Source organism: Peribacillus folii (genome assembly GCF_030271255.1).
GTDB lineage: Bacteria > Bacillota > Bacilli > Bacillales > DSM-1321 > Peribacillus.
Genome location: NZ_JASJOM010000004.1, coordinates 129,452 through 153,632 on the forward strand (window position 1 = coordinate 129,452; position 24,181 = coordinate 153,632).

The window sequence follows — 24,181 nt, forward strand, 5'->3', positions numbered from 1 at the left end:
GACTAGTGTTGATATTTTTTCTTCAATTGCGCTGCAATGATATTTTTCTGAATTTCGGACGTACCTTCATATATTCTAGTGATTCTGGCGTCACGGAAAAAGCGTTCCACTGGGTAGTCCTTCATGTAACCGATCCCGCCATGGATTTGCACAGCCTTATCGGCGACGCGATTATACACTTCCGAACCAAACAGCTTGAGCATGGCCGCTTCCTTGATGATTTTTTCCTTTTGATCCACCATCCATGCGACCCGATATGTGAATGAACGAAGCGCTTCGATTTCCATGGCCATTTCAGCAAGCATATGAGATACAGCTTGATGATCGATGATCGGCACATTGAATTGTTCCCGCTCCGTCGCATATTTTGCTGAGATATTCAGCAGATATTGACAAGAGCCCAAATTCCTCGCCGCAAGCCCTGCCCGCCCATTCGCAAGGATTTTCAACGCATTCACATATCCTTGGCCTTCTTCTCCCAGGACATTTTCAGCGGGAACCTCGCAATCTTCAAAAATCAATTCCGCCGAGTGCGAGCCTCGAAGACCCATTTTCCGCTCCAAGCTCCCTATCTTAAAGCCCGGAAAATCCTTTTCCACTATGAATGAAGTGATTCCTTTTGCTCCTTTGTCCTTATCCGTTACCGCCATGACTGTAAAGATATCGGCTACATCCGCATTCGTTATATAATGCTTCGTCCCGTTCAGGATATACGCATCGCCGTTTTTGACTGCCGTCATCTTCAGATTGGTCGCATGTGATCCGGCGGCAGGCTCCGTCAGGGCAAATGCACCGATTTTATTGCCGCTTGCCATATCCGGCAGATACTTTTCCTTTTGCATGTCATTGCCCATTTCGACGATCCCTACCGTCCCGATGCCAGTATGGGCACCGATCAAAGTAGTATAGCCATTATGTGTTTTGCCGATTTCCTCATATAATGCACACTTCCCGACCATACCTATTCCGAGTCCGCCATATCTTTCAGGAATGCTAAGTCCGAATAGCCCGATCTCTTTGGATCGATGTATGAGTGATTCCGGGATGTGATCTTCCTCCTCTATTTGCATGGAAAATGGATCAATTTGCTCTTCAATAAACTGGCGAATGGTTTCTTTTAATAAGACGATATCTTCATCTAAGCGAAAGTCCATATGCCTTCCCCTTTCCTAGGTGATTCATGTTACCGCTTTCAATTCTTATCCGAATGGATCTTGTGGGCTTCCTTAAGTTTGCGTTTTAAGACTTTTCCCACTGCCGTCTTTGGGAATTCACGTTGAAACGTGATCTGTCCGGGTATCTTGAAGGCGGAAAGATGTGTTCGGCAATAATCCTGCAATTCATGTTCCGTTATCATTTCATTAGGCTTTAAAACGACAGCTGCATGAACCGTTTCCCCTCGATATTGATCAGGAACACCAAATACGGCAGCTTCCAAAACCTTGGGATGACTGTAGAGAACCTCTTCAATTTCAATAGGATAAATATTGAAGCCGCCAGCAATGATCATTTCTTTTTTGCCACCCACAATGTAAAAGAAGCCATCCTCGTCCATCCTCGCGATATCGCCGGTATACAGCCAGCCGTTTTGAATCGTCTTCTTCGTCTCTTCAGGCATCCCCCAATACCCTTTCATCACTTGAGGTCCCCTGATGACCAATTCACCTGGCGTATCGACCAAAAGCGCTGGCTCCCCGGTGATGCCGTCAATGATGGCAGCATCCGTATTTTGTATCGGAATCCCGATGCTCCCTGGCTTTTGCAGGCCACTGACCGGATTTCGGTGCGTAACTGGTGATGCTTCCGACAGTCCATAACCCTCTGCAATCTTGGAGCCACTCACTTCATTAAATCTTGTTAAAACATGCAAGGGCAATGGCGACGAACCTGAAACGCATGATTTCAAGGAATTCAAATCAAAAGGCTGGGACTGGTAATAGTGTAATAATGCGATATACATCGTTGGAACACCAGAAAAAATGGTTGGTTTAAGAGTTTTGATCATATCGACGATTTCCGCCACATCAAACCGGGATACGATGATCAGCTCTCCGCCATTATAAAATGTCAGGTTCATTGCAGATGTCATGCCATAAACATGAAATAACGGTGAAACGCCAAGCACCTTTTCCTTACCTTCCTCGGTATTGATTTTGGAAGCGGCAGCACTTTGCAGTGTATTTGCGACAATATTCCGATGAGTCAGCATCGCTCCTTTTGAACGTCCCGTGGTTCCGCCCGTATATTGGAGGACGGCAACATCTTCTATGGGATTAATGGGGACCGAGTTATATGTCCCCGCCGAAAGCAGACTCTTCATCAACTCACATTCGTCCTTTTCCTTCGAAACGAGCCACATCTTTTCAAGATCCGTTTCGGCAAAAACCTCCTCGACTATAGGCAATAAATCGTCGAGAACGATGATATGCCTTGCTCCCGAGTCTTTCAGGACATGCACCAATTCGTTTGACTTATACATCGGGTTGATTTGGACAACGATCGCCCCATTTAAAAGCGTCCCGAAAAAACTGATCGGATATTGCGGGCAATTGGGCAGCATAAGCGCCACACGATCTCCTTTTTCGATCCCCGCATCAGCAAGCAAGCGGGCAAACCTTTTCACTAGTTGTCCTAACTGGGAATATGTATGCCTATCCTCATTAAAAGTGACCGCGATATGATCCGGATATTTTTTGACTGATTGGTAAAAGAGGTCTGTCAATGATATTTCTGGTATTTCGATTTCCAATGGATTGCCGGACGGTATATGCTTTTTCCAAGGTCTATCCATTTGTCCTCCCCTTTCTACTTTCGATAAAAAAGAAGTCCTTCTATTGATATGCAAGGAATGTGCCAAAAATGGAAGGGCATGATAGCTACAAGATCGTCACAGCAAAATTCATAATTGAATTATTGAGTCTCTAGATATGACCAACATGCTGCCAATGCAAGGAATTTAAAATTGACTCAATAAATCATTTATGAATCAATATTGTCATGAGGCTATAAATCGGAGAATTTTTATCAAACACACTAAAAAAAACGGGACGCTGATCATGATCAGCATCCCGAATGAAAAATGGTTCACTCCTCGATGGAGGCTTCATCTTCCAATGATATTTTCCAAAGTTCTTTCGCCTTCCCACTGACCGTTTCATCAAAAACGAAGGATCCATTCGTGTAGCGATCATGATTTTTTAATGAAGCGGCATGAACGCTTTCAACCGTTCCCTTCTCAGAAAGGATGAACAAACTGTCGGTTTTTTTCACTGTAGTAAATCCAATGACACGGTGGGGATTGGATTTCAATTCCCTCAATACCACGACGCCGCGCTTTGCCCGACTCGTTTTTTCAAACTCAGTCAACTTCATTTTCTTAATGGCACCGCGCTGGGTGACGATAAGAATCGATTCTTGGCTATCCTTGGTCAAAGTATTGCCGCTGATGACATAGTCATCTTCTTTCAAATTAATCCCTTTCACACCTGCTGCACGCACACCGACTAGACTAACCTCTTCTTCATCGAACCATAAAGCATAGCCGTTATGGGTAACAAGGAAAAGATCTTCCTGGCCATCGGTATGATGAACATCGACCAATTCATCAGTGCCTTTTAAATTGATGCCGACCAACGGTTTTGAGTGACGTTGGGCTTTATATGCAGCAAGTTCCGTCTTTTTCACCATCCCGTTTTTCGTGATGAACACCAGGAATTGTGGAAGGGTAAAGTCCTTGATCGGTATCGCTTTTATGATTTGCTCTTCCCTGTCGATCGGAATGATGTTCGCGATATGCTGACCCGTTTCCTTCCAGCGAATATCAGGAAGCTGATGAACCGGGCAATAGAGGAAGTTCCCTTTTGATGTGAACAGCAGAAGGACATCGGTCGTATTCATTTCCAAGCGCTGAAGCAATCGATCGGAATCTTTCATGCCAAAATCCAGACCGCCTGAAGCGGCATATGACCGTAAGGACGTCCGTTTGACATAGCCTTCCTTCGTCACGGTCACCATCACGTCTTCACTTGCGATCAAGACTTCAAGATTAATTTTTATTTCCTCTATTTCCTTTTCGATTTTCGAGCGTCTGCCATCGTCATAGCCCTTTTTAATGAACCGAAGCTCTTTTTTTATGACTTGAAGAAGCACCTTTTCACTGCCGAGGATTTTGGTCAATTCCTCAATCCTGTTTTTCAAATCCGCTGCCTCTGCCTCAAGTGCCGTGATATCCGTGTTTGTCAGCCTATATAGCTGCAAGGACACGATGGCTTCGGCTTGCGCTTCCGTAAACGAGAATTGGGCGATCAGGTTATCCTTGGCATTGCGCTTGTCTTTGGAAGCACGGATGACCGCGATGACTTCATCCAGTATCGACAGTGCCTTCACCAACCCATCGACGATATGGGCCCGGTCATGTGCCTTTTGGAGTTCATAACGGGAACGGTTCACAATTACTTCTTTACGGTGATCGATATACGCATCAAGCATTTTGGGCAGACTCATCAAAGTCGGCCGTTTTTTGTATATGGCGACCATATTGAAGTTATAGGCAATCTGAAGATCAGAATTTTTGTATAAATAATGAAGGACACCGTTTGCATCCGCATCCTTCTTCAGTTCGATGACGATACGCAGCCCGGTCCGGTCCGTTTCGTCCCTTACCTCGGCGATGCCTTCCACTTTCCGGTCAAGGCGGAACTCATCCATTTTCTTGACCAAGTTCGCTTTATTGACTTCATACGGAATTTCGGTGATGACGATTTGCTGTCTGCCGCCACGAATCGTTTCCACGTCCGCCAAGCCGCGAATGATGATTTTCCCTTTGCCTGTTTCATAGGCTTTTCGAATGCCTTCGATGCCTTGGATGATTCCCCCCGTCGGGAAATCCGGCCCCTTGATGACCGTCATTAAATCCGCGACGGTCGCTTCTGGCTTATCGATTCGCATGATGGCGGCATCGATGACCTCGCCTATTTGATGAGGCGGTATTTCCGTCGCGTAGCCGGCTGAGATTCCTGTAGAACCGTTTACAAGCAAATTAGGGAACATTGCAGGCAACACGATCGGCTCTTCAGAAGTATCATCGAAGTTCGGAACGAAGTCGACCGTCCTTTTTTCGATATCACGCAACATCTCCGAGGCAATCGCTGAAAGCCTGGCTTCCGTATACCGCATCGCAGCTGGCGGGTCGCCATCAATGCTCCCGTTGTTTCCGTGCATCTGGACCATGACCTTCCGCAGCTTCCAGTCTTGGCTCATCCGGACCATCGCTTCATAGACGGATGAATCCCCATGAGGATGGTAATTACCAATGACATTACCGACCGTCTTTGCGGATTTCCTGAATCCTTTTTCCTGTGTATTTCCTTCCACATGCATCGCATACAAAATCCTGCGCTGTACTGGCTTCAGCCCGTCCCTGGCATCGGGAAGTGCCCGATCCTGGATAATGTATTTACTGTAGCGCCCGAAGCGATCTCCGATGACCTCTTCAAGCGGTAAATCCCGAAACGTTTCTTCAAATACCATCGTTATTGACCTCCTCTTCGATCGACATATTTTCGTTATCTAAAATATTCGATTCTTCCTCGAGACCAAAAGCGACATTGGCTTCAATCCATTTGCGGCGCGGCTCAACCTTGTCTCCCATTAAGGTTGTCACCCGTCTTTCCGCACGGGCCCCATCATCGATTTTCACACGGATGAGCGTCCTCGTTTCCGGGTTCATCGTGGTATCCCATAATTGATCGGCATTCATTTCTCCAAGCCCTTTATACCGCTGGATCATGTAGCCCTTCCCTACCTTATCTATCGCTCCCTGGAGCTCCTCGTCGCTCCAGACATATTCAATCACTTCTTTCTTTCCGGACCCCTTACTCACTTTATATAACGGCGGCAGGGCAATATAAACCTTTCCTGACTCTATCAATGGTTTCATATAGCGGTAAAAGAAAGTCAGAAGCAGCACTTGAATATGGGCTCCATCCGTATCTGCATCGGTCATGATGATCACTTTATCATAATTGGTGTCCGCGGTGTTGAATTCCGCCCCTACCCCTCCGCCGATGGCATGGATGATCGTATTGATTTCTTCATTCTTGAATATATCAGCCAGTTTTGCCTTTTCCGTATTGATGACTTTACCCCTTAATGGCAAAACAGCCTGGAAACGGCGATCCCTTCCTTGCTTTGCGGATCCTCCAGCAGAGTCGCCTTCCACAAGGTACAATTCATTCCGTTCTGGGTTTTTCGACTGAGCCGGCGTCAATTTTCCGGAAAGGATGGCATCGGATTTTTTCCGTTTCTTCCCACTCCTTGCATCTTCACGCGCTTTGCGGGCAGCTTCACGCGCCTGAAACGCCTTAATCGATTTTTTAACCAGCAAGGTACTCGTGGTCGGATCTTCTTCGAAAAAGTAGGCTAAGTGCTCTGACACGATTGAATCGACTGCCGAACGCGCCTCGCTCGTACCAAGCTTGCTCTTGGTCTGTCCTTCGAATTGAAGCAGTTCTTCCGGAATGCGTACAGAGATAATCGATGAAAGGCCTTCACGTATATCGGTACCTTCGAGGTTTTTATCTTTTTCCTTCAACAGACCCGTTTTTCTTGCATAATCATTAAATGCCCGGGTCATGGCCGTTTTCGCGCCAATCTCATGGGTGCCGCCGTCTTTTGTACGAACATTATTAACGAAGCTCAAAATATTTTCTGAGTAACCATCGTTGAATTGAAAAGCCAGTTCGACTTCTATCCCATTCTGTTCCCCTTCCAAGCTAACAACACCATGAAGGGTTTCTTTTTCCTCATTTAAGTAATCCACAAATGCTTCAATTCCATTTTCATAGTGGAAGGTTTCATTTCGGTCATGGCGTTCGTCCGTCAATTCTATTTTCATGCCTTTTAATAGAAAAGCTGATTCGCGCAGGCGTTCACATAAAATGTCGTAATTGAAGGTTGTCACCGAAAATATCTTTGGGTCGGGCTTGAAGTGGATCTTCGTACCCGTTTGATTCGTTTTGCCGATTTTCTCCAAGGTCGTTTCGGGCTTGCCACCATTGAAAAAACGTTGTTCGTATATGAAACCATCCCTTTTTATGGTAACGACAAGCCATTCAGACAGCGCATTAACGACAGAAGCACCCACACCATGAAGGCCCCCGCTCGTTTTGTAACCGCCTTGCCCGAATTTCCCTCCTGCATGGAGGATCGTCAAAATGACTTCTGGCGTCGGCTTACCCAATTTATGCATGCCGGTAGGCATCCCACGGCCCTTATCAGTTACACTGACACTGTTATCTTTATGTATTTTCACACTAATTTGATCTCCATACCCAGCCAAAGCCTCATCTACGGAGTTATCTACAATCTCGTACACTAAATGATGAAGTCCGCGTGCATCAGTACTGCCGATATACATACCGGGACGTTTTCTGACCGCTTCGAGTCCTTCCAGTACCTGAATTGCATCATCATTGTACTCGATTGCTTTTACCTTTTTTGCCACAGAAATTCCCCTTTCCTTACTAAACACAATTTCCGGGCCATATCATACTGCAATGAAATGACTCACTAGCTTTAACAATTTTTCACATACGTTTAAATTCATATAAAAAGTATAATACTTTTACAAAAAAAGAACAAGTGTTCGATTTTTTTGTCCCTTTTATTAGCGTTAGCCCATTCGCTTGGCGCTTGAAAACGTATCATAGCTACCGTTCTAATTGTAGCGGTAATTTTTCATTTGGCAAATATACTTTTACGATTTTAATCAAAATGTTGTTATACCGCTGGATATCCCCGCCGATTAAGGACAGGGACGATATCCTGAAAAGCGGAACAAGCGATGTCTTAAAAAAAGAGCGGAAGCCCGCTCTTTTGACTTTATTTCGTAAGTGCATGTTCGACTTTAATGCACCGATCCATGATGACAGTATAACCTTTTTCCTTCAAGAAATTATAGGCCTCATCATTTTCCACACCTAGCTGCGCCCAAAAGATATCCGCATCAATGTCCGCAAACTCTTTGGCAATCTCCGGAAGGAATTCCGAGCGGCGGAACACATTGACGATATCAACATGGCCATCAATGTCTTGGAGGGCTTTCACGGCCTTGACGCCCAAAACTTCGGATACGGAAGGGTTAACCGGGATGATCTCATATCCGCTGTCCTGCATCGCCTTGGAGACCATGTAAGACGTCCGCTCAGGATTATTCGATAAACCGACTACAGCGATTCGCTTTGCATTTTTAAGCATTTGGCCCATTTCCGCTCTGCTTGGATTTTCTATCATTCTTACCAATCCCCTCTATTTATAAAATGTAATATTTGCATGAAAAGTATTCTTACCCAGGATATTTCCCAAAGCCAGGATGATTATTACCATAATTAAGAAAAATAATTATACAAGAAAAAATACGTTTCGAAAAGGTATGTTCCCCTCACCTGCCGTTACGTTCATCCAGCCTGCCACGTATTATGAGGCTTTATACTGGCAGCCCCCATTTTATATATACCAAAATAAGAAACCTTAAACCTTTTCTTTTGCTTCAAATTAAACCTATATCAAAAGATGCTTGTTCATCAAGGAAAATTCATTTTTCCTTGGATTTTTTTCGGACAGCCGTACCATTTTGTCACGAAAATGTTACAATAAGAGATGCTTATCATGCAGTTAAAGGCTGTTTTTTAGCTATTTCTTTCAAAAATGGTTACATTCAGCCTCTTAAACACGAAAAAATAAGAAGATTTTTCTTAAAGAAAGGGTCATAGAATGCTTACAATTATCATTATACTGTCCGCCTATTTGATTGGATCGATCCCATCCGGTTTAATCATCGGTAAAACCTTTTACAATATCGACATCAGGGAGCATGGCAGTAAAAACCTAGGCGGAACAAATACCTTTCGGACATTGGGTGTCAAGGCAGGGCTTGCCGTCACAACCATGGATATACTTAAGGGAACGCTCGCAACTTTGCTACCGTTTTTGCTTGGAGCTGATTTAAATGCGATGCTCGTCGGCGTTATTGCCGTCATCGGCCATATGTTTCCCATTTTTGCGAACTTTCGGGGCGGGAAAGCGGTTGCGACTTCAGCTGGTGTCATTCTTGCTTATGAACCACTTTTTTTTCTCATTGCCGTTATCATTTTCTTTATATCCCTATATATTTCCAAATATGTCTCACTTTCATCCATGATAGCCTCCCTGCTTGCTTTTATCTATAGTTTGGTGTTTCACACAGGTGATTGGCCTCTCATTACAGTGATTGGCATATTTATGATTTTTATTTTTTACCGTCATCGGACTAACATTAAACGGATAATAAGTAAAACGGAACCAAAGGTAAAGTGGTTATAAGCGATGTTTAGAATCGGGATGGGCCAGTTCGAACAGGTCCATTTCCTTTCTATGAATTGTCTGACATATTTTTCGGTAAACTAGCCCTACCTGGTACCCTTTTCTGTAGGGCTGCCGATTCTCTGAATGCTCATGACTTCCTTTTCTATGACCTGTCGATTAGCTATCCATTGTTGTGTTTGTTCATTTAACAATTTTTTCCACCTCTATGGTATTCCCTGCTTTTACATGCTCAGTCCTTAGTTTCAATGACTAATCGCTGTTCTTTTAATGGCTGGATTGCTCAAGAACAATGAATCTTTATCCCCATTCATGGCACTAAACCACTGCATATAGTGAAATAGAATCATCTACCTCACTTTGTTTTATTCATTGCCACCTTTTTGTATCAAGTTATTCCCATTAGGACAGTATGTGATGTCGAAATTGGTAGAAGCAATGATTGATTAATTGTACACCAAACGCTAAACTGAAACTGATTAGTCATTACGTATTAGGAGACTCAGCCATGAAGCCACTGCAAATATCACCGGAAACCGCATTGAAATTATCCAAATCTCTTAATTTGCCCTTGGAGCAAATCATGCATATGCCCACACCCATCTTGCTGAAAAAGCTCGCCGAGGCTGATGCAAAGGAAAACGAAAAGAAAAAATAGCTGCAGAAACCTGCAGCTATTTTTGTGTGTGCCCAGATGTGTGCGTGATGACCTTTTGGATAACCTGTTGGAAGGCGTTCCATTCATCCCACTGCTCCTGAAATTGGTTGATGCCTAATTTGGTTGCATAATAATATTTCCTTTTCGGCCCTTCCAAGGAGTCCCTCCAATAGCTTTTTAAATATTCTTTCTCTTCCAGTCTTTTTAATGCAGGGTATAGCATGCCTTCTTTATAATGCAGATACCCATCACTCAGCAGTTTGAGCTGCTCAATCATTTCATATCCATACATATCCTTTCGGGCCAATAATGAAAGCAATACCAGCTCTGTACTCCCTTTCAGCAGCTCCGCTTTTCGCAAGTCAAGCAGCCCCCTCTAAATAAGATACTTATATAGATGTTTATAAGCTATATCCTCTTAATATATAGCGTTTTATTCAGTCTCTAAGATGCCGCATTTTTGTTCCTTCTTCTACTTAATATAACAATATTCTGACGATTAAGCTACCTATTAAAGCTGATTAGCCTTTATAAAAGTACACATAAAAAACCGCCCGTAAGCGGTCATGAATAAGTTAAAACCGATTCTTCTGCAGAATGAGGCAGCGGCTTTTTCTTCATGGAAATGAAACGGTCATTTTCATACATGCAGGCAAATTCCAGCGGTTGGGCATCAAGTAATACTTCACTAAGGTAATGCTTGATGTTGGGTACCACTTCATTTGCTGTCATAATCCACTGAAAAGGCTTCCAAGCGAGTTCTCCTTCATCACAGGGACTAAGGCTATCCCCGCCAGCTTCGGCGCGGTAAACATACATTCCGCCCGTCTCATTCCATGTGACGATACCCCTATAGGTTAAGCGCCTGACACTCAAACCGGTTTCTTCGCAAATTTCACGTTCCATCGATTCGCGGACCGTCTCACCCTTCTCTATTTTCCCCCCAATGCCATTCCATTTTCCCCGATTCGGTTTTTTTCTTCGGAACAGCATCAGCACTTCATCTCCGTTACATGTTGTTCTTGTAATGAAACATATTGTATAGGTGATTTTCATTATATTCCTTTCTGAACGCACATTATTCGCATCTGCTTCACAATTACTTTATACTTAATTAACGAACTCAGGGAAGGAGAATGAGTATGAAATTGACCATTTCCGATCAAGCAGCCAGGTGGTATGTGGATGAATTGGAGCTTGAAGAAGGCTCACATTTGCGCTTTTATGTACGATATGGAGGACACAGTTCCGTCCAAAGCGGCTTTTCATTGGGCATCATGCAAGAAGCTCCTGAAAAAGCAGCTGCCGTCTCTTCGACGAATAATATACACTTTTATGTAGAAGAAAAAGATATTTGGTACTTCGATGGCCATGATTTGCGGATTACGTTCAACGAAAAGCTGACTGAGCCACAATTCCATTACGACAAGGTTTCATGATCCATGCAGCAGCGGTGTAAACTGCTGTTGCCTCTTTTTTCTAATCATCGAGCAGCACTTCATCGATCCCTTCCGCTTGGAGGATTTCCCTTTGCTTATCGCCCAAGAGGTCATAATGCGAGTAGCCATCCTTCCGGTGATGAATCCACTCTTTTTTCAGGCCGTATTGCTTCCCCCATTCAAATAATCGGCTTAAATCCTTGCTCCCTACTTTTGTAACCGTTTTACAGCCAGGGAACCGGTCATCCAGCCAATAATGCGTTAAAAAAGCGATTTGACCTTGATCGATTCGCTGCTTCCATTCGACTACGTCTTTCCTTTTAATGCCAAAAGCCATAGTTCAATCACCTCAGGTCAGTGTCTTTACACCAGTTCATTCTGTTTTTTATTTTTTTCATAAGCTTCATGCCAATCGGGAAACATGCGTTTAATCGAGATCGGCCGAAAGCTGTCCTTTTTAACGCAAACATGTGAGGAATGGCCAGTAGCCGCGACTTCCCCTTTATCATTCAAGATTTCATAACCATAAATGACGCGTAACCCGTCATACATGTCTATCCAAGTCTTCACCTTTACCTTATCGCCATATCGTACAGGGATCTTGTATGAAGCCTGTATGTCCATGACAGGGGAAAGGATCCCATCCGCCTCCATATCAGCATAACGAAATCCTAAATCAGTGATTAATTTTGTCCTGCCCAGTTCCATCCATATTAAATAGTTGGCATGGTATACAACACCCATCTGATCTGTCTCTGCATACCGCACTTCTATATCACTCTCAGCAATGAACATTTTTATTCCCCACTTTCATTTTTGCAATATAAACATATTACCATAACAATCATTCCATTTTCATTTAAGCAGTCTTCAGCATTCATGAAAAAATGGAGAAGAAAGCTATCGTGCCTCTTTCTTCCCCATCATTTAAACTAAATATTATCGGTACTGTAGCCGCTCGCCCTTGCCTCTTGCTCATCCTGCACTTCTTCTTTCATCGCTTCGATGCTCGCTTTTCTTCGCTCGTTTTTGGCTGTAATGGCCTTTTTGTCCTCAGCAGATGAAAAGGATAACGTATCATTTGCTGCTGTCATGTTTTGTTCCGTATTATGAATCGCATCCTGCAGTTTTTCGACATTATCCGAACGATCATCCTGATTATGTTTATATGGAGCCATTTTATTCACCTCTAATCGAAAATAGTTTACATAACAATATTATCGATCATTCACCTTTTGTTTGAATGACTTGGGCATGTTTCCCGGACTTGTCCTGCATTTGCTTGCCATTATTGCTTCCCGCTGCCCTTGGCTGTGTTCCAAGATGGCTTGGTCTAAAGTGTTTGGAATCTTTTTTAGGATTACTCATTTAATCGCCTCCTTTTCTTATCATGGGTGTAAAGGGAGGAATTCATGAGTGCCAGATTTTGAAAAACGCAAAACAAAAAGCCAGTACGCTTGTCGGCAACGTACTGACTTATATTTTGAATATGAACAATCTCCATGGATGTTACTCAGCTTTCTGCATATGCTTTTTTTCCAGACGTTCCTCAAGTCTTTCCATTTGTTTAAGGTCCATCATTAATTCCCTTTTGTTTTCCTTAATTAATTCTTCAAATGTTCTTTTTCTTTTTTTCATATCTTTCACCTACTTATTTTTTAGTATATCTTTCAGCATTGCCAAATTAACGTAAAATTATGACTATATAGTATCGATTTTTTAATTGTCATAATTATCAGTTTTTTTATTTTACCTATTATTTCTTTGCTTTCTATACTTTAACCCTTTTTTGTTCAATATTAACCAAAAATTTAGAAAATTATTAATATTTATGTGATTTTATGACAACTTTGTTAACAACGTAAAAAACGGAACCTTCAAAGGTCCCGCTACTGCATGCTATTCATGTATCGCTCCATATCTTTATGCTGCATGGCTGAAACCACTTTGTACCTGATTTTGCCTTCTTTGTCGATGAAATATGTAGTTGGAATGCTTAGTACTTTATAACGCTCATTCACTGGATTTTTTGCACTGTTGCTATCTAGAGGGATGGTGAAGGTGATTCCATTTTCCTTCACAAAGGATTGTACATCGTTTTCAGGATCTATATTGACCGCAAGTACGACGGCATCATCACCTGCTTGCTTCGTGTACCGCTCCATATCCGGCATTTCCTTTTTACAGGGCGGGCACCATGTTGCCCAAAAGTTCAGCATTACCTTTTTACCTTTGTAATCGGTCAATTCGACTTGTTTTCCATCCAAGGTCTTCAAAGAAAAATTAGGAGCTTTGGCTCCGATTTTCAAGCCGCCCAATGCATCCTGTTTCTTATTGTTGTTTGGTTCATTATCCACCGCTTGTACAATCGCAATTGTAATCAGTGACAATAAGAGCACCGCGGCGATTATTTTTTTCAGCATACACTTATGTCCCCCTAGTCCCAATACAATAAAGTTATTAAGCCATTCCCAGAAATAGAACAACTTCCCTTTTTCATTTTATCAGTAAAAAGGCAAACGGAATAGTGAAACACCTATATTCTTAACATGTTATTCGCCTGCTTTCATAATCTTGACAAAAAAAATCGGTAAACCCAGCTTGCAGGTTTACCGATTCCAAAAGGGCAGAATTAGCCTTTTAATTTATTGCGCAGTACCATTTGAAGGATACCGCCGTGACGGTAGTAGTCGATTTCGATTTCTGAGTCGAAACGCACAAGTACATCAAATTCTTTCACGTTTCCAGCTTCATCAGTAGCTGTAACCGTTACGATATCACGTGGTTTAACTGTTTCGTCGATTTGAACAGCAATCGCTTCTTTACCAGTCAATCCAAGCGTTTCAGCGTTTTCGCCTTCTTTGAATTGAAGAGGAAGAACACCCATCAATGCAAGGTTAGAACGGTGAATACGTTCGAAGCTTTCAGCGATAACCGTTTTGATTCCAAGAAGGTTCGTACCTTTTGCAGCCCAGTCACGAGAGCTTCCCATACCGTAGTCTTTACCAGCGATGACGGCAAGACCTGTTCCATCAGCTTTGTATTTCATGCAAGCATCATAGATAGCCATGACATCGCCTGTCGGCCAGTAAGTCGTGAATCCGCCTTCTGTACCTGGAGCCACTTGGTTACGGATACGGATGTTTGCGAATGTTCCACGCATCATTGCTTCGTGGTTACCGCGACGAGAACCGTAAGAGTTAAAGTCACGCGGTTTCACACCGTTTTCACGAAGGTAAATACCTGCTGGTGTATCTTTACCGATTGCACCTGCAGGAGAAATGTGGTCAGTCGTTACTGAATCACCGAATTTACCTACAACGCGCAAGCCAGAAAGCGGGTTAACTGAACCTGGTTCTGGTGATAATCCTTCAAAGAACGGAGGATTTTGAATGTATGTTGATTTGGAATCGAAAGCGTAAATCGCTTCGTTGCTTGTTTGGATTTCATTCCAACGTTTGTTATCGTTGAATACTGTTTCGTATTCTTTACGGAATAATTCCGGTGTAACCGTTGCTTTAACAGCAGCGTTTACTTCTTCTTGTGATGGCCAGATATCAGCAAGGTATACATCGTTGCCATCTTTATCTTTACCAAGTGAATCATTGTTAAGATCGAAGTCCACAGTACCTGCAAGGGCATATGCCACTACTAAAGTTGGAGAAGCAAGGTAGTTTGCTTTCACAAGCGGATGAATACGGCCTTCGAAGTTACGGTTACCTGAAAGTACTGAAGTTACCAAAAGATCCGCTTCAGCAACAGCTGCTTCGATTTCGTCCGCTAATGGACCTGAGTTACCGATACATGTTGTACAGCCATAACCGACTACGTTGAATCCTAATTGATCAAGGTATGGTTGAAGACCTGCATCACGAAGGTAACCAGTAACAACTTTAGAGCCTGGTGCCAATGATGTTTTTACATAATCCGGAACAGTCAAGCCTTTTTCAACCGCTTTTTTAGCGATCAGACCTGCTCCAAGCATTACGTATGGATTTGAAGTATTTGTACAGCTCGTGATTGCAGCAATTGCGATCGCGCCAGTTTTCATGACCGATTCTTTGCCATCGGCGAATTTAACAGTCACTTCTTTATCCAATTCGGAATTGTCCATGCCGAAGCCTTGGTTACCCATTGGTGCATTGATGGCATCATGGAAAGATTTCTTCATTTGGGAAAGCGGAATCAAATCTTGCGGGCGTTTAGGGCCTGAAAGGTTTGGTTCGATTGCTGAAAGATCGATTTCCACTACATCGTTGTATGCTGGATCTTCGTTTTCAGGAGCATAGAACAAGCCGTTTTCTTTGCAGTAAGATTCAACCACTTGGATTTGTTTTTCATCACGGCCTGTTAAACGCATGTAATCGATCGCTTCTGCATCAACTGGGAAGAAACCGACTGTAGCACCGTATTCAGGAGCCATGTTAGCGATTGTTGCACGGTCAGCAAGCGGAAGGTATCCTACTCCTGGGCCATAGAACTCAACGAATTTACCAACTACGCCGTGTGCACGAAGAACTTGCGTTACTTTCAAAGCAAGGTCAGTAGCTGTCGTTCCTTTAGGAAGTTGGCCAGTTAGCTTAACACCAACCACTTTTGGCACTGGGAAGTATGATGGCTGTCCAAGCATGCCTGCTTCAGCTTCGATACCGCCTACGCCCCAACCTAGAACACCGATACCGTTGATCATTGTCGTATGTGAATCCGTACCGAATACAGAATCAGGGAATACTTCGAAGTCGCCGTTTGGAGTTTCAACTGCATGGACTACGTTCGCAAGGTACTCGAGGTTAACTTGGTGAACGATACCAGTCGCTGGCGGAACTGCACGGTAGTTGTTGAATGATTTTTGAGCCCAGCTTAGGAACTGGTAACGCTCTGCATTACGTTCGAATTCAAGATCCATATTGGCATCAAGGGAATCCATCGTACCTGCTTTATCAACTTGAACTGAGTGGTCGATTACAAGGTCGACTGGAATTTCCGGGTTGATTTTGTCTGGATCTCCACCAAGGGCCGCGAAGGCATTACGTAGAGAAGCTAAATCTACAACAACCGGCACACCCGTGAAATCTTGAAGGATGACACGTGAAGGCTTGAAAGGTACATCTATATCTTGTTGCTCGCTTGTTCCCCATTTAGCAAGGTTCGCAACATGTTCTTTTGTGATAACTCTTCCGTCCACTTGGCGCAGAACTGCTTCAAGTAATACTTTAATGGAATATGGAAGGCGTGAAACTTTGCCATCCCCTGCTTTTTCAATAGCGTCTAGGCTGTAGTAGTTGTAGCGTTTCCCTTCAATTTCGAAGGATTTACGCGATTGGTACACGTCATTTTTCGTCATGAATATTACCCCCTATTAAACTGTCAGAACAACTTATTCTGCACATGAAAGTAAAACCTGGTTCACTGAAACCATGTTTACCAATAAATATAAACAAAAAAGTTAGTTTGTCGAATTTTCTCTCTGTTCTCCCACCCTAACTCTTCCTTCAACTTAATACTAATATAGAAATGAGTATAAGTAAATAACAAGAAAGTTATTGTTTTTGATAAGTTTCACTTATGTTAATAATCCCTTTTTATATGAAAGTGACGTTTAAGAGCCTTACCCGCCTTCCAATTGGTGAAAAAAACCACATATACTAGCTGAGAAATTATCCCAACAAAACATATTAGGCAAACATACATAATCAATCCGCATTATCACATTCTATTGGTGGAGGTGTCGAAATGGCAAAACAAAAGACAAATCATGTCATACCAGGGATGAATGCAGCAAAAGGACAAGGTAATGGGGCAGGATACCATGATGAATTGGGAAATGAACCGCCATTATCGGAAGAACAACGGCAAAACAATAAAAAAAGAAAGAAAAACCAATGATCTTCCTCATTTCCAAGCATTAAAAGGAAGGCTTTTTGAAAATCCTATTTTCAAAAAGCCTTTTCACCCCTTATCCAGACATCCATCAGTCCTCCGAGTTGACTTCATTAACAATTGCAGAAATATCCTGCTCGAATTGTTTCAATTGTTCCCGTTGGTGCTCAGAAGCGGTAACCAAGGCAGTTTGTATTTGCTGGTAAGCCTCGTTTACTTCCTGCTTCACATGCTTCAATTCCGTTCCATAATCCGGTGCCGTCTTATCGATCGAAGAATATACATCATACACCTGTTGATAACTTTGCTGTGCTTCCTGGAATGCTCTGCGTTTATCTTGTTTATCCTGCATCGTTTTTCATCTCCTTAATTAGTATCCATCCATAGGATGTACGAGGCTTGCAAATATATGTATGTGAATAAAAATCCCCGGATTGCTCATCTTAAGTTATAGGAGGGATCAGCATATGAACAAAAATGATGGCAAAGATATCCGTAAAAATGCCCCTAAAGGGAATAATCCAGGTCAACCTGCTCCGTTAAGCGGTTCCCATAAGGTGAAAAATAGACAGCACTCCCGTCAAAAGCATAATAGCGGCCACGATATGTAAGTTCCTTTTCCTTCAATTACGAAGCGGTGCCTGCCATTTGGCATGCACCGTTTTTGATGCTGCAGACCAGGACAATATGCATATCCCTGCCCTGAATTTGGCATGGCCCCATCGACAGGTATATTAATGAAGGGAAAATTATCAGGGACTTGGATATCCAAGCCCCTGGTTGATTATTAAACTAAAATGTTTTACCCAAAAAATCGGTGATATAATGTTTTGGCTTCTGAGATATCTTTAGTGCCATGAATCAAGGCACGACCGTCATTAAACACCACCAACCGATGTTTGCCTATGGCAAATGAGAGTAAATAAGGGTTTCTTACGACATGGCCGCCTTGAGCACGTATATTATCCTCGAGCACCGACAAATCCCCGCGATATGGTGTAGACGGACGAATCTGGACAGAGTCCCTTCCACATAAAACAGCTGTTTTTGTTCGGTTTGTATAAGAAAGATGCGGATATGTCCGGTTTTCCCCACATGAAGGGCAGCTGACTTTTTTTAACTTTGCCACATGAATGGCAGCCTGCTCATTTGTCCAGAGGTCGAATGAAACGACTTTTTTTCTTAATGATGCATAATCCTCGACAAGTATTTTCAAGGCTTCCGTCAATTGATGGGCGACGACCGTTTGAACGGCGGGGCTGATGATTCCTGCCGTATCGCAAGTAAGCCCGCCGATAGGAACGGTCTCCAGCAAGCAATTCAAACATGGTGTCATACCTGGAATAACCGTGTACGTAATTCCGTAGCTGCCGACACACGCACCGTAAATCCATGGGATTTTAAATTTTTGTGCACTATCGTTTATGATCATTCTCGTATCGAAATTATCGGTGGCGTCGACAATTAAATCGACATCGCAAACGAGCTTCGCCATATCATCAACCGAAACATCCGATACAACTGAATGCACCGCTACCTCCGAATTTATGGCATTCAAGCGTTTTTTTGCCGCTATTGCTTTCGGCGTTCTGTTCTCCGCATCCTCCTCACAATAAAGCTGTTGCCTTTGAAGGTTGCTCCACTCGACATAATCCCTGTCCACGATCGTCAGTTTACCGATACCTGCACGTACAAGGCCTTCTGCACTTCCCGTGCCGAGGGCACCTGCACCGATCAACAATACATGCTTCTTGCGAATTTTCTGCTGCCCTTCTTTCCCGATGGGGCAAAAAAGCTCCTGACGTGAATAACGCTCAATCATCCAATGCTCATTCCTTCAACCGGGCTGCTGGCTATGGCGTATTCATTTTTTTCTATTCTTCCTGCTTCATATCCTAAACGACCTGACTCGATGGCAAGTTTCATCGCCTTCGCCATTTTAATAGGATCTTTTGCACCGGATACTGCCGTGTTAAGCAAAACACCGTCCGCGCCCAATTCCATCGCAATCGCCGCATCGGAGGGCGTGCCAATCCCGGCATCAACGATTACGGGAACTTGGGCCTGTTCGATGATGAACCTAAGATTAAGCGGATTTAAAATGCCTTGACCAGAGCCAATCGGTGACGCACCAGGCATGATTGCATGACAGCCGACTTCTTCCAGGCGTTTCGCGAGCAGCACATCGTCCGAAGTATAAGGCAAGACGATGAACCCCAGTTTCACTAATTCCTCAGCTGCTTTTAATGTTTCGATCGGATCAGGCAATAGCGTTTTCTGACACCCGATCACCTCTACCTTGATCATGTCACAAAGCCCCGAGGCTTTGGCAAGATGAGCTATGCGCACGGCTTCTTTGGCCGTTTTCGCTCCTGCTGTATTAGGAAGGAGTGTATATTTTTTCAAATCAAGCTTTTCTAAAAAATTGGGCTGGCTCGCTTCAAATATATTCATTCTCCTGACGGCGAACGTCAATATTTCTGCCCCCGAAACCTCCACGGATTGCCTTTGAATATCAAAATCCGGATATTTGCCAGTACCTAAAAGTAATCTTGAAGAAAATTCACGAGAACCAATCTTTAACATATCATCCGCCTCCTACAAAATGTACGATTTCAACCTTATCTCCGTTCGACAATCGTGTGTCACTTTGGCTTTCCTTTGCGACTATTTCATCATTCAATTCGACGATCACCACTTTATGGTGTAAATCGAAGTGACGCAGCAGCCCGGTAACAGTGGACTCAGCAGCTGAAACCTGGATTTTTTCCCCGTTAATCACCAATTCCAATCCTATCACCTCCATTTAAGAAAATATGGGTTGTACCGAACGATCCAATCGGAAAGCGGACCATTCCTGATTCGGCTTTCCTTCCACCATATCAGCCATCAGTACGCCTGTAATCGGAGAAAGCAGGATACCATTCCTGAAGTGGCCCGTTGCAATGAATAGTCCTTTACATGCGGGATGTTCACCGAAATAAGGCAAGCCATCACCTGTCTGCGGGCGTATTCCTGCCCATGTTTTTTCCCATTCCGTCCCCTTAATGGCCGGAAGTAACCGGGTTGCCTTTTCGATTAACGTTGCTATTCCGTCGATGCTCACCTGTTGATTGAAGGTATTCGGCTTGACGGTTGCACCGACGATGATTCTGCCGCCGATTTTTGGTACAAGATAGCAGCCATCCGAGAAAATCGTTTTTTCTATCAAAGGCCGATTAGTCAGCACGGAAAAGCATTCGCCCTTTACTGGATGTGTGACCAGGTTGATGCCGGCTTTCTCAAGTAGGAAAGCACTCCACGCTCCGCCTGCCACAATGACATTTTCGCTGGAGAATTCACCCACTGTCGTTACAACGCCAGTTATCACTCCATTTTCCGTAAGAAAATCACACACTTCGACAAATTCCTTTATCTCCACACCCAGCTCCTCGGCAGATTTAGTGAAAGCGAGTGCCAGCTTCGCAGCTGAAACTTGCCCATCATGAGGAATATACATCGCTCCCTTGAGTGCATTCGCAAGGAGCGGTTCAGCTTTTCTAATATCAGCTGCCGTTAACCATTCCGCCTCAAGTCCGGCAGCTTGCTGGGTTTTGATTTTGTTTTGCAAACCTGCTGCTTGTTCATTCGTCAATGCCACCTTCAACATACCCTTGTTCACCAATTCGATGTCGACACCGCTCGACTCTTTCAATTCTTTTTCCAATGCAGGAAACATCCCCCTGCTTCGGTTTGCCAATGTAAATAGCGGGTCATCGGCTTCCAGCTCCGCTTGTGCCCCAAGCATTCCTGCTGCGGCACTGGATGCTTTGCCAGCAAGTCTATCTTTTTCCAGTACAAGGACCCTCTTGCCCCGTTTCGCTAATTGAAACGCAATGGATCCGCCAATTACACCACCGCCAACAATGATTGCATCATAAACCGAATTCATCTTATCGCTCCTTTCTTATAGACTTTGAATATTTCTGAACGGCCTCCCTCGGGTTTTTTGCCTCGAGTATACCTGACATTACCGCAATTCCCCGAGCACCTGCATCCAGCACGCTCTGGCAATTCGAAGGAGTTATCCCTCCAATTGCAATGATGGGAAGGCTGACATTCCTTGTAACTTCCTGAAGTTCCTCCAAACCCTTCGGAGGAAGGCCGCGTTTTGAATCCGTGGCAAAAATATGTCCATACATCGCATAATCGACTCCCTTTTCGCAAGCGACCTTCGCTTCTTCGATCGAATGAACCGAACAGCCTACACCCAGTCCGGGAAATGCCCCCCTTACGACAGCGGCATCCAAACTATGAAAGGCCAAATGCACGCCAGATGCCTTCTGTGTCCAGGCTACATCCGCACGATCATTGATGATGATTTTCGATAGTGGAATCTTTCTATTTTGTAATAGAGTTACGGCTCGATATAGGTCCGATGCAGTCATTTGTTTTTCCCTTAAATGAAAGAAATCGACGTCATCCTGTATCTCGGAGGCAATCTCTGCGAACCTTTCCATTTGCTGTTTCCCGGTAGAGATAATATGCAATTCTTGTACCATACCTAAAGCTCCTTAACTAGCAAAGTGACAAAGTAATAAGATCATTTTGGCAATAGCGGAAAATGGATCGCCAAGTAAAAGCCTGCCAACAGCACGATGATAAAATATAGAATGAAAACTTGATCTTTTCTGGAGAACCCATATTCATAATAGTAGGTCCGGTGAGCCGTATCCGTGAATCGCTTCGCCTCCATCGCAACTGCAATTCGGTGAGCCCGCCTAATGCTTCCTGATAACAATGGGATGGAATATGCCTTTAGCTTGAAATAAATTGCCTTGATCCCCGTACTTCTTGCAAACCCGCGCACTTTCATCGCGTTCCTTATCATGTGAAACTCCTCCATCATGATCGGTATGAGTCTTAAAGCCGCCATGAAACTATAGGCATATTTCGGTTTAAGCTTAACTTGCTGCATCAAAGAATAAAATAAGTTCACGGGTCTCGTCGTCAAGGAAAAGGTCAATCCCAGTGCAGCAAAAAGCATTGCTCGAAAACCTACCAGCAGCCCCCGCATAAAGCTCTCTTCCGTGACCGATATCAGGCCCCATTTAAACCAAAGTGTCTCACCTTTGCCGAAGAAGATCATCGCCGAGGAAGTGGATATGAATATAAAACAAAAAGGAACGAACAAAAATAACATGTGTTTTATCGAATGCCCTGAAAAACATAAAAATAATAGTAAAACGCCAATGGTCACATTCATCATATAATTCGAGTCATGGATGAATAATGCCACCAGGCATAGCACCATCAATATACCTAGCTTCAGGCTTGGATTGACTTTATGGAGCCATGTTTCTGCACCTGCGAAATTCACCTGCATGCCACTCCTTTTAAAATATATAAGCTTCAGCCATCGGAACTCGCGGCTGCTGGGTGACGTTTTGATCACTTATTACGTGCCCATCTTTCACCGTCCAGACCCTTGTCGCAAAGTGATCGGAAATATGATCATCATGGGTCACCATGATCACCGTCACCCCGCGACTTCGATATTCCTCGAACCATTCCAGTAACGCAAAGGTATTCTTCGAATCTTGGCCAAAGGTAGGCTCATCCAACAGAATGATTGGTTTATCGATCACGATCGATGCCGCTACACTCAAGCGACGCTTTTGACCCATCGATAATTGAAACGGATTGTTAGCCTGATGTGCTTCCATTTGGAACACGTCAAGGAGTTCCTGTACCCTTACAGCTATTTCCTGCGGATGTTTTTTGTTGATCCGCAAACTGTAGGCGATTTCTTCGTATACAGAATTCGCAACAAATTGGAATTCCGGATTCTGAAAAACGAATGTCAAGTAATCGGTTGGGTTTTTCACCTTTTTGATTGGTGTCCCTGCTAATTCATACTTTCCTGTCGTATGGATGAACTGCATCAACGCATGTAATAACGTACTCTTGCCGGCCCCGTTCTCGCCCTTAATGACAATCCATTCTCCCTTGTGGACACTCAGCTGCTCCACCTTTATTTTCGCTTCTTTCTTCCGGAAACCGCCAAAATCCCGCAGCTGCAAAATGGAAGCGCCATCATGGATCGAATGTTCACGAATGATTTCATGCTCTTGGATATAATCATCCCATACGCCTGGGAACCAAATCCCGTATTCTTTCATTTCATTTTTGTATCGCGACAGAATATTTTCTTTCGGACCATCCGCGATAATTTGACCGGCATCATTGAAAAGCACAATTCGTTCGATGAATTCCAAAACATGATCGATTTTATGCTCGACAATGATAACCGTCTTATCATGTCCCACTTCCTTCAGCATTTCCCACATTTCTTTTGTTCCTTGCGGGTCAAGCATGGCCGTCGGTTCATCCAGAAAAATCACTTCTGGTTCCAGGGCCAAGACGGACGCAATCGCCAGCCGCTGCTTCATCCCTCCTGATAATGTATCGATACTCGTATGAATATCACTAAGCTTCAAGCCTACTTGATTGAGGTAATACTGGATCTTCTCCCTCATTTCTTCCTTTGGTACACAAAGGTTTTCCAGGACGAAGGCAATCTCCTCATCGGCAAATGGCATGCAAAATTGACTATCGGGGTCTTGAAAAACGAAACCCCAAGAAGCTGGGCACTTCAATTGCTCCGCCTTCATCGGGACTTCGATGGATTGCGGGATCAACCCGCTCAAAACTTGCAGCAGCGTCGATTTCCCGCTTCCGGACGGACCTAACAATAACACCTTTTCACCTTTATCAATCGAGACGGTTAAGTCTTTGAATAACAAGGCACCCTCGCCAGGAAACTTCAATCTTAACTTTTCGACAGCAGCGATTCTCTCCATCT

At 43.7% G+C, this 24,181-nt stretch carries 27 protein-coding genes; 5 read left to right on the plus strand and 22 right to left on the minus strand.

All coding sequences use genetic code 11. From position 1 onward, the window contains the following. Positions 1–2: 2 nt before the first annotated feature. The 5 genes from QNI08_RS07795 to QNI08_RS07815 all read right to left on the minus strand — a co-directional run bounded on the left by QNI08_RS07795 (position 3) and on the right by QNI08_RS07815 (position 8,292). Complete coding sequence (locus QNI08_RS07795; protein ID WP_285766860.1) at positions 3–1,154, minus strand: acyl-CoA dehydrogenase family protein; 1,152 nt, start codon at positions 1,152–1,154, stop codon at positions 3–5. 38 nt (positions 1,155–1,192) lie between these two features. After that, on the minus strand, positions 1,193–2,791 hold the full coding sequence (locus QNI08_RS07800; protein WP_285766861.1) for a long-chain-fatty-acid--CoA ligase: 1,599 nt from the start codon (positions 2,789–2,791) through the stop codon (positions 1,193–1,195). Between the two features lie 293 nt (positions 2,792–3,084). Next, a complete protein-coding gene (gene parC / locus QNI08_RS07805) occupies positions 3,085–5,529 on the minus strand; it encodes a DNA topoisomerase IV subunit A (protein ID WP_285766862.1) in 2,445 nt (814 codons plus the stop codon). Further along, a complete protein-coding gene (parE, locus tag QNI08_RS07810) occupies positions 5,519–7,504 on the minus strand; it encodes a DNA topoisomerase IV subunit B (RefSeq protein WP_285766863.1) in 1,986 nt (661 codons plus the stop codon). The genes parC and parE overlap by 11 nt, the downstream gene beginning before the upstream one ends. A gap of 377 nt (positions 7,505–7,881) precedes the next feature. After that, entirely contained in the window at positions 7,882–8,292 is a 411-nt protein-coding gene (locus QNI08_RS07815; RefSeq protein WP_285766864.1) for a CoA-binding protein, read from the minus strand. Between the two features lie 480 nt (positions 8,293–8,772). Between QNI08_RS07815 and plsY the strand changes: the two genes are divergently transcribed. Next, positions 8,773–9,360: a glycerol-3-phosphate 1-O-acyltransferase PlsY gene (gene plsY / locus QNI08_RS07820; protein ID WP_285766865.1), complete on the plus strand. Its 588-nt coding sequence runs from the start codon at positions 8,773–8,775 to the stop codon at positions 9,358–9,360. Between the two features lie 508 nt (positions 9,361–9,868). Then, positions 9,869–10,018, plus strand: a complete 150-nt coding sequence (locus tag QNI08_RS07825) for a YycC family protein (protein WP_285766866.1) — start codon at positions 9,869–9,871, stop codon at positions 10,016–10,018. A 16-nt stretch (positions 10,019–10,034) separates the two neighbouring features. Here QNI08_RS07825 and QNI08_RS07830 read toward each other — a convergent pair whose 3' ends face one another. Together QNI08_RS07830 and QNI08_RS07835 are read right to left on the minus strand one after the other, a co-directional pair. After that, positions 10,035–10,379 (minus strand): PadR family transcriptional regulator, encoded by a 345-nt coding sequence (locus QNI08_RS07830; protein ID WP_285766867.1) that lies wholly within the window; start codon positions 10,377–10,379, stop codon positions 10,035–10,037. A gap of 203 nt (positions 10,380–10,582) precedes the next feature. Next, the gene (locus QNI08_RS07835; RefSeq protein ID WP_285766868.1) at positions 10,583–11,074 is read right to left on the minus strand and encodes an NUDIX hydrolase; all 492 of its coding nucleotides are present in this window, start codon (positions 11,072–11,074) and stop codon (positions 10,583–10,585) included. Positions 11,075–11,160: 86 nt separating this feature from the next. Between QNI08_RS07835 and QNI08_RS07840 the strand changes: the two genes are divergently transcribed. Then, a complete protein-coding gene (locus tag QNI08_RS07840; protein ID WP_285766869.1) occupies positions 11,161–11,457 on the plus strand; it encodes a HesB/YadR/YfhF family protein in 297 nt (98 codons plus the stop codon). 40 nt (positions 11,458–11,497) lie between these two features. Here the strand turns inward: QNI08_RS07840 and QNI08_RS07845 are convergent, their stop codons facing one another. From QNI08_RS07845 to acnA, 7 genes are all read right to left on the minus strand, one after another. Continuing rightward, positions 11,498–11,794, minus strand: a complete 297-nt coding sequence (locus tag QNI08_RS07845; protein WP_285766870.1) for a hypothetical protein — start codon at positions 11,792–11,794, stop codon at positions 11,498–11,500. A gap of 26 nt (positions 11,795–11,820) precedes the next feature. Continuing rightward, positions 11,821–12,252 carry an acyl-CoA thioesterase gene (locus QNI08_RS07850; RefSeq protein ID WP_285766871.1) on the minus strand — a complete coding sequence of 144 codons (432 nt, stop codon included), beginning with the start codon at positions 12,250–12,252 and terminating at the stop codon, positions 11,821–11,823. Positions 12,253–12,389: 137 nt separating this feature from the next. Then, entirely contained in the window at positions 12,390–12,635 is a 246-nt protein-coding gene (gene tlp / locus QNI08_RS07855; protein ID WP_285766872.1) for a small acid-soluble spore protein Tlp, read from the minus strand. A gap of 46 nt (positions 12,636–12,681) precedes the next feature. Next, complete coding sequence (locus QNI08_RS07860) at positions 12,682–12,825, minus strand: acid-soluble spore protein N (protein WP_057913693.1); 144 nt, start codon at positions 12,823–12,825, stop codon at positions 12,682–12,684. 141 nt (positions 12,826–12,966) lie between these two features. Continuing rightward, positions 12,967–13,095 (minus strand): FbpB family small basic protein, encoded by a 129-nt coding sequence (locus QNI08_RS07865; protein WP_081092343.1) that lies wholly within the window; start codon positions 13,093–13,095, stop codon positions 12,967–12,969. A gap of 251 nt (positions 13,096–13,346) precedes the next feature. Then, positions 13,347–13,880: a redoxin domain-containing protein gene (locus QNI08_RS07870; RefSeq protein WP_285766873.1), complete on the minus strand. Its 534-nt coding sequence runs from the start codon at positions 13,878–13,880 to the stop codon at positions 13,347–13,349. Positions 13,881–14,089: 209 nt separating this feature from the next. Further along, positions 14,090–16,801: an aconitate hydratase AcnA gene (gene acnA, locus QNI08_RS07875; protein WP_285766874.1), complete on the minus strand. Its 2,712-nt coding sequence runs from the start codon at positions 16,799–16,801 to the stop codon at positions 14,090–14,092. 389 nt (positions 16,802–17,190) lie between these two features. Between acnA and sspO the strand changes: the two genes are divergently transcribed. Continuing rightward, positions 17,191–17,343: a small acid-soluble spore protein O gene (gene sspO / locus QNI08_RS07880; protein WP_285766875.1), complete on the plus strand. Its 153-nt coding sequence runs from the start codon at positions 17,191–17,193 to the stop codon at positions 17,341–17,343. Positions 17,344–17,428: 85 nt separating this feature from the next. Here the strand turns inward: sspO and QNI08_RS07885 are convergent, their stop codons facing one another. Then, positions 17,429–17,689 carry a hypothetical protein gene (locus tag QNI08_RS07885; RefSeq protein WP_285766876.1) on the minus strand — a complete coding sequence of 87 codons (261 nt, stop codon included), beginning with the start codon at positions 17,687–17,689 and terminating at the stop codon, positions 17,429–17,431. Between the two features lie 115 nt (positions 17,690–17,804). Here QNI08_RS07885 and QNI08_RS07890 point away from each other — a divergent pair, with 115 nt between their 5' ends. Beyond that, positions 17,805–17,948, plus strand: a complete 144-nt coding sequence (locus QNI08_RS07890) for a small acid-soluble spore protein P (RefSeq protein ID WP_061141525.1) — start codon at positions 17,805–17,807, stop codon at positions 17,946–17,948. Positions 17,949–18,139: 191 nt separating this feature from the next. Here the strand turns inward: QNI08_RS07890 and QNI08_RS07895 are convergent, their stop codons facing one another. Genes QNI08_RS07895 through QNI08_RS07925 form a run of 7 tightly spaced genes read right to left on the minus strand, consistent with a single transcriptional unit; the run spans position 18,140 to position 24,179 of the window. Further along, positions 18,140–19,159, minus strand: coding sequence for a thiazole biosynthesis adenylyltransferase ThiF (locus tag QNI08_RS07895; protein ID WP_285766877.1), 1,020 nt, complete (start codon positions 19,157–19,159; stop codon positions 18,140–18,142). Next, positions 19,156–19,923, minus strand: coding sequence for a thiazole synthase (locus QNI08_RS07900; RefSeq protein WP_285766878.1), 768 nt, complete (start codon positions 19,921–19,923; stop codon positions 19,156–19,158). The genes QNI08_RS07895 and QNI08_RS07900 overlap by 4 nt, the downstream gene beginning before the upstream one ends. A 1-nt stretch (position 19,924) precedes the next feature. Continuing rightward, a complete protein-coding gene (thiS, locus tag QNI08_RS07905; protein WP_352231207.1) occupies positions 19,925–20,119 on the minus strand; it encodes a sulfur carrier protein ThiS in 195 nt (64 codons plus the stop codon). A gap of 24 nt (positions 20,120–20,143) precedes the next feature. Beyond that, the gene (gene thiO, locus QNI08_RS07910; protein ID WP_285766880.1) at positions 20,144–21,268 is read right to left on the minus strand and encodes a glycine oxidase ThiO; all 1,125 of its coding nucleotides are present in this window, start codon (positions 21,266–21,268) and stop codon (positions 20,144–20,146) included. A gap of 1 nt (position 21,269) precedes the next feature. Continuing rightward, positions 21,270–21,878: a thiazole tautomerase TenI gene (tenI, locus tag QNI08_RS07915; RefSeq protein WP_285766881.1), complete on the minus strand. Its 609-nt coding sequence runs from the start codon at positions 21,876–21,878 to the stop codon at positions 21,270–21,272. A 41-nt stretch (positions 21,879–21,919) separates the two neighbouring features. Next, positions 21,920–22,702 carry an energy-coupling factor transporter transmembrane component T family protein gene (locus tag QNI08_RS07920; RefSeq protein ID WP_285766882.1) on the minus strand — a complete coding sequence of 261 codons (783 nt, stop codon included), beginning with the start codon at positions 22,700–22,702 and terminating at the stop codon, positions 21,920–21,922. A gap of 10 nt (positions 22,703–22,712) precedes the next feature. Beyond that, complete coding sequence (locus QNI08_RS07925) at positions 22,713–24,179, minus strand: ABC transporter ATP-binding protein (RefSeq protein ID WP_285766883.1); 1,467 nt, start codon at positions 24,177–24,179, stop codon at positions 22,713–22,715. Positions 24,180–24,181 lie beyond the last annotated feature (2 nt).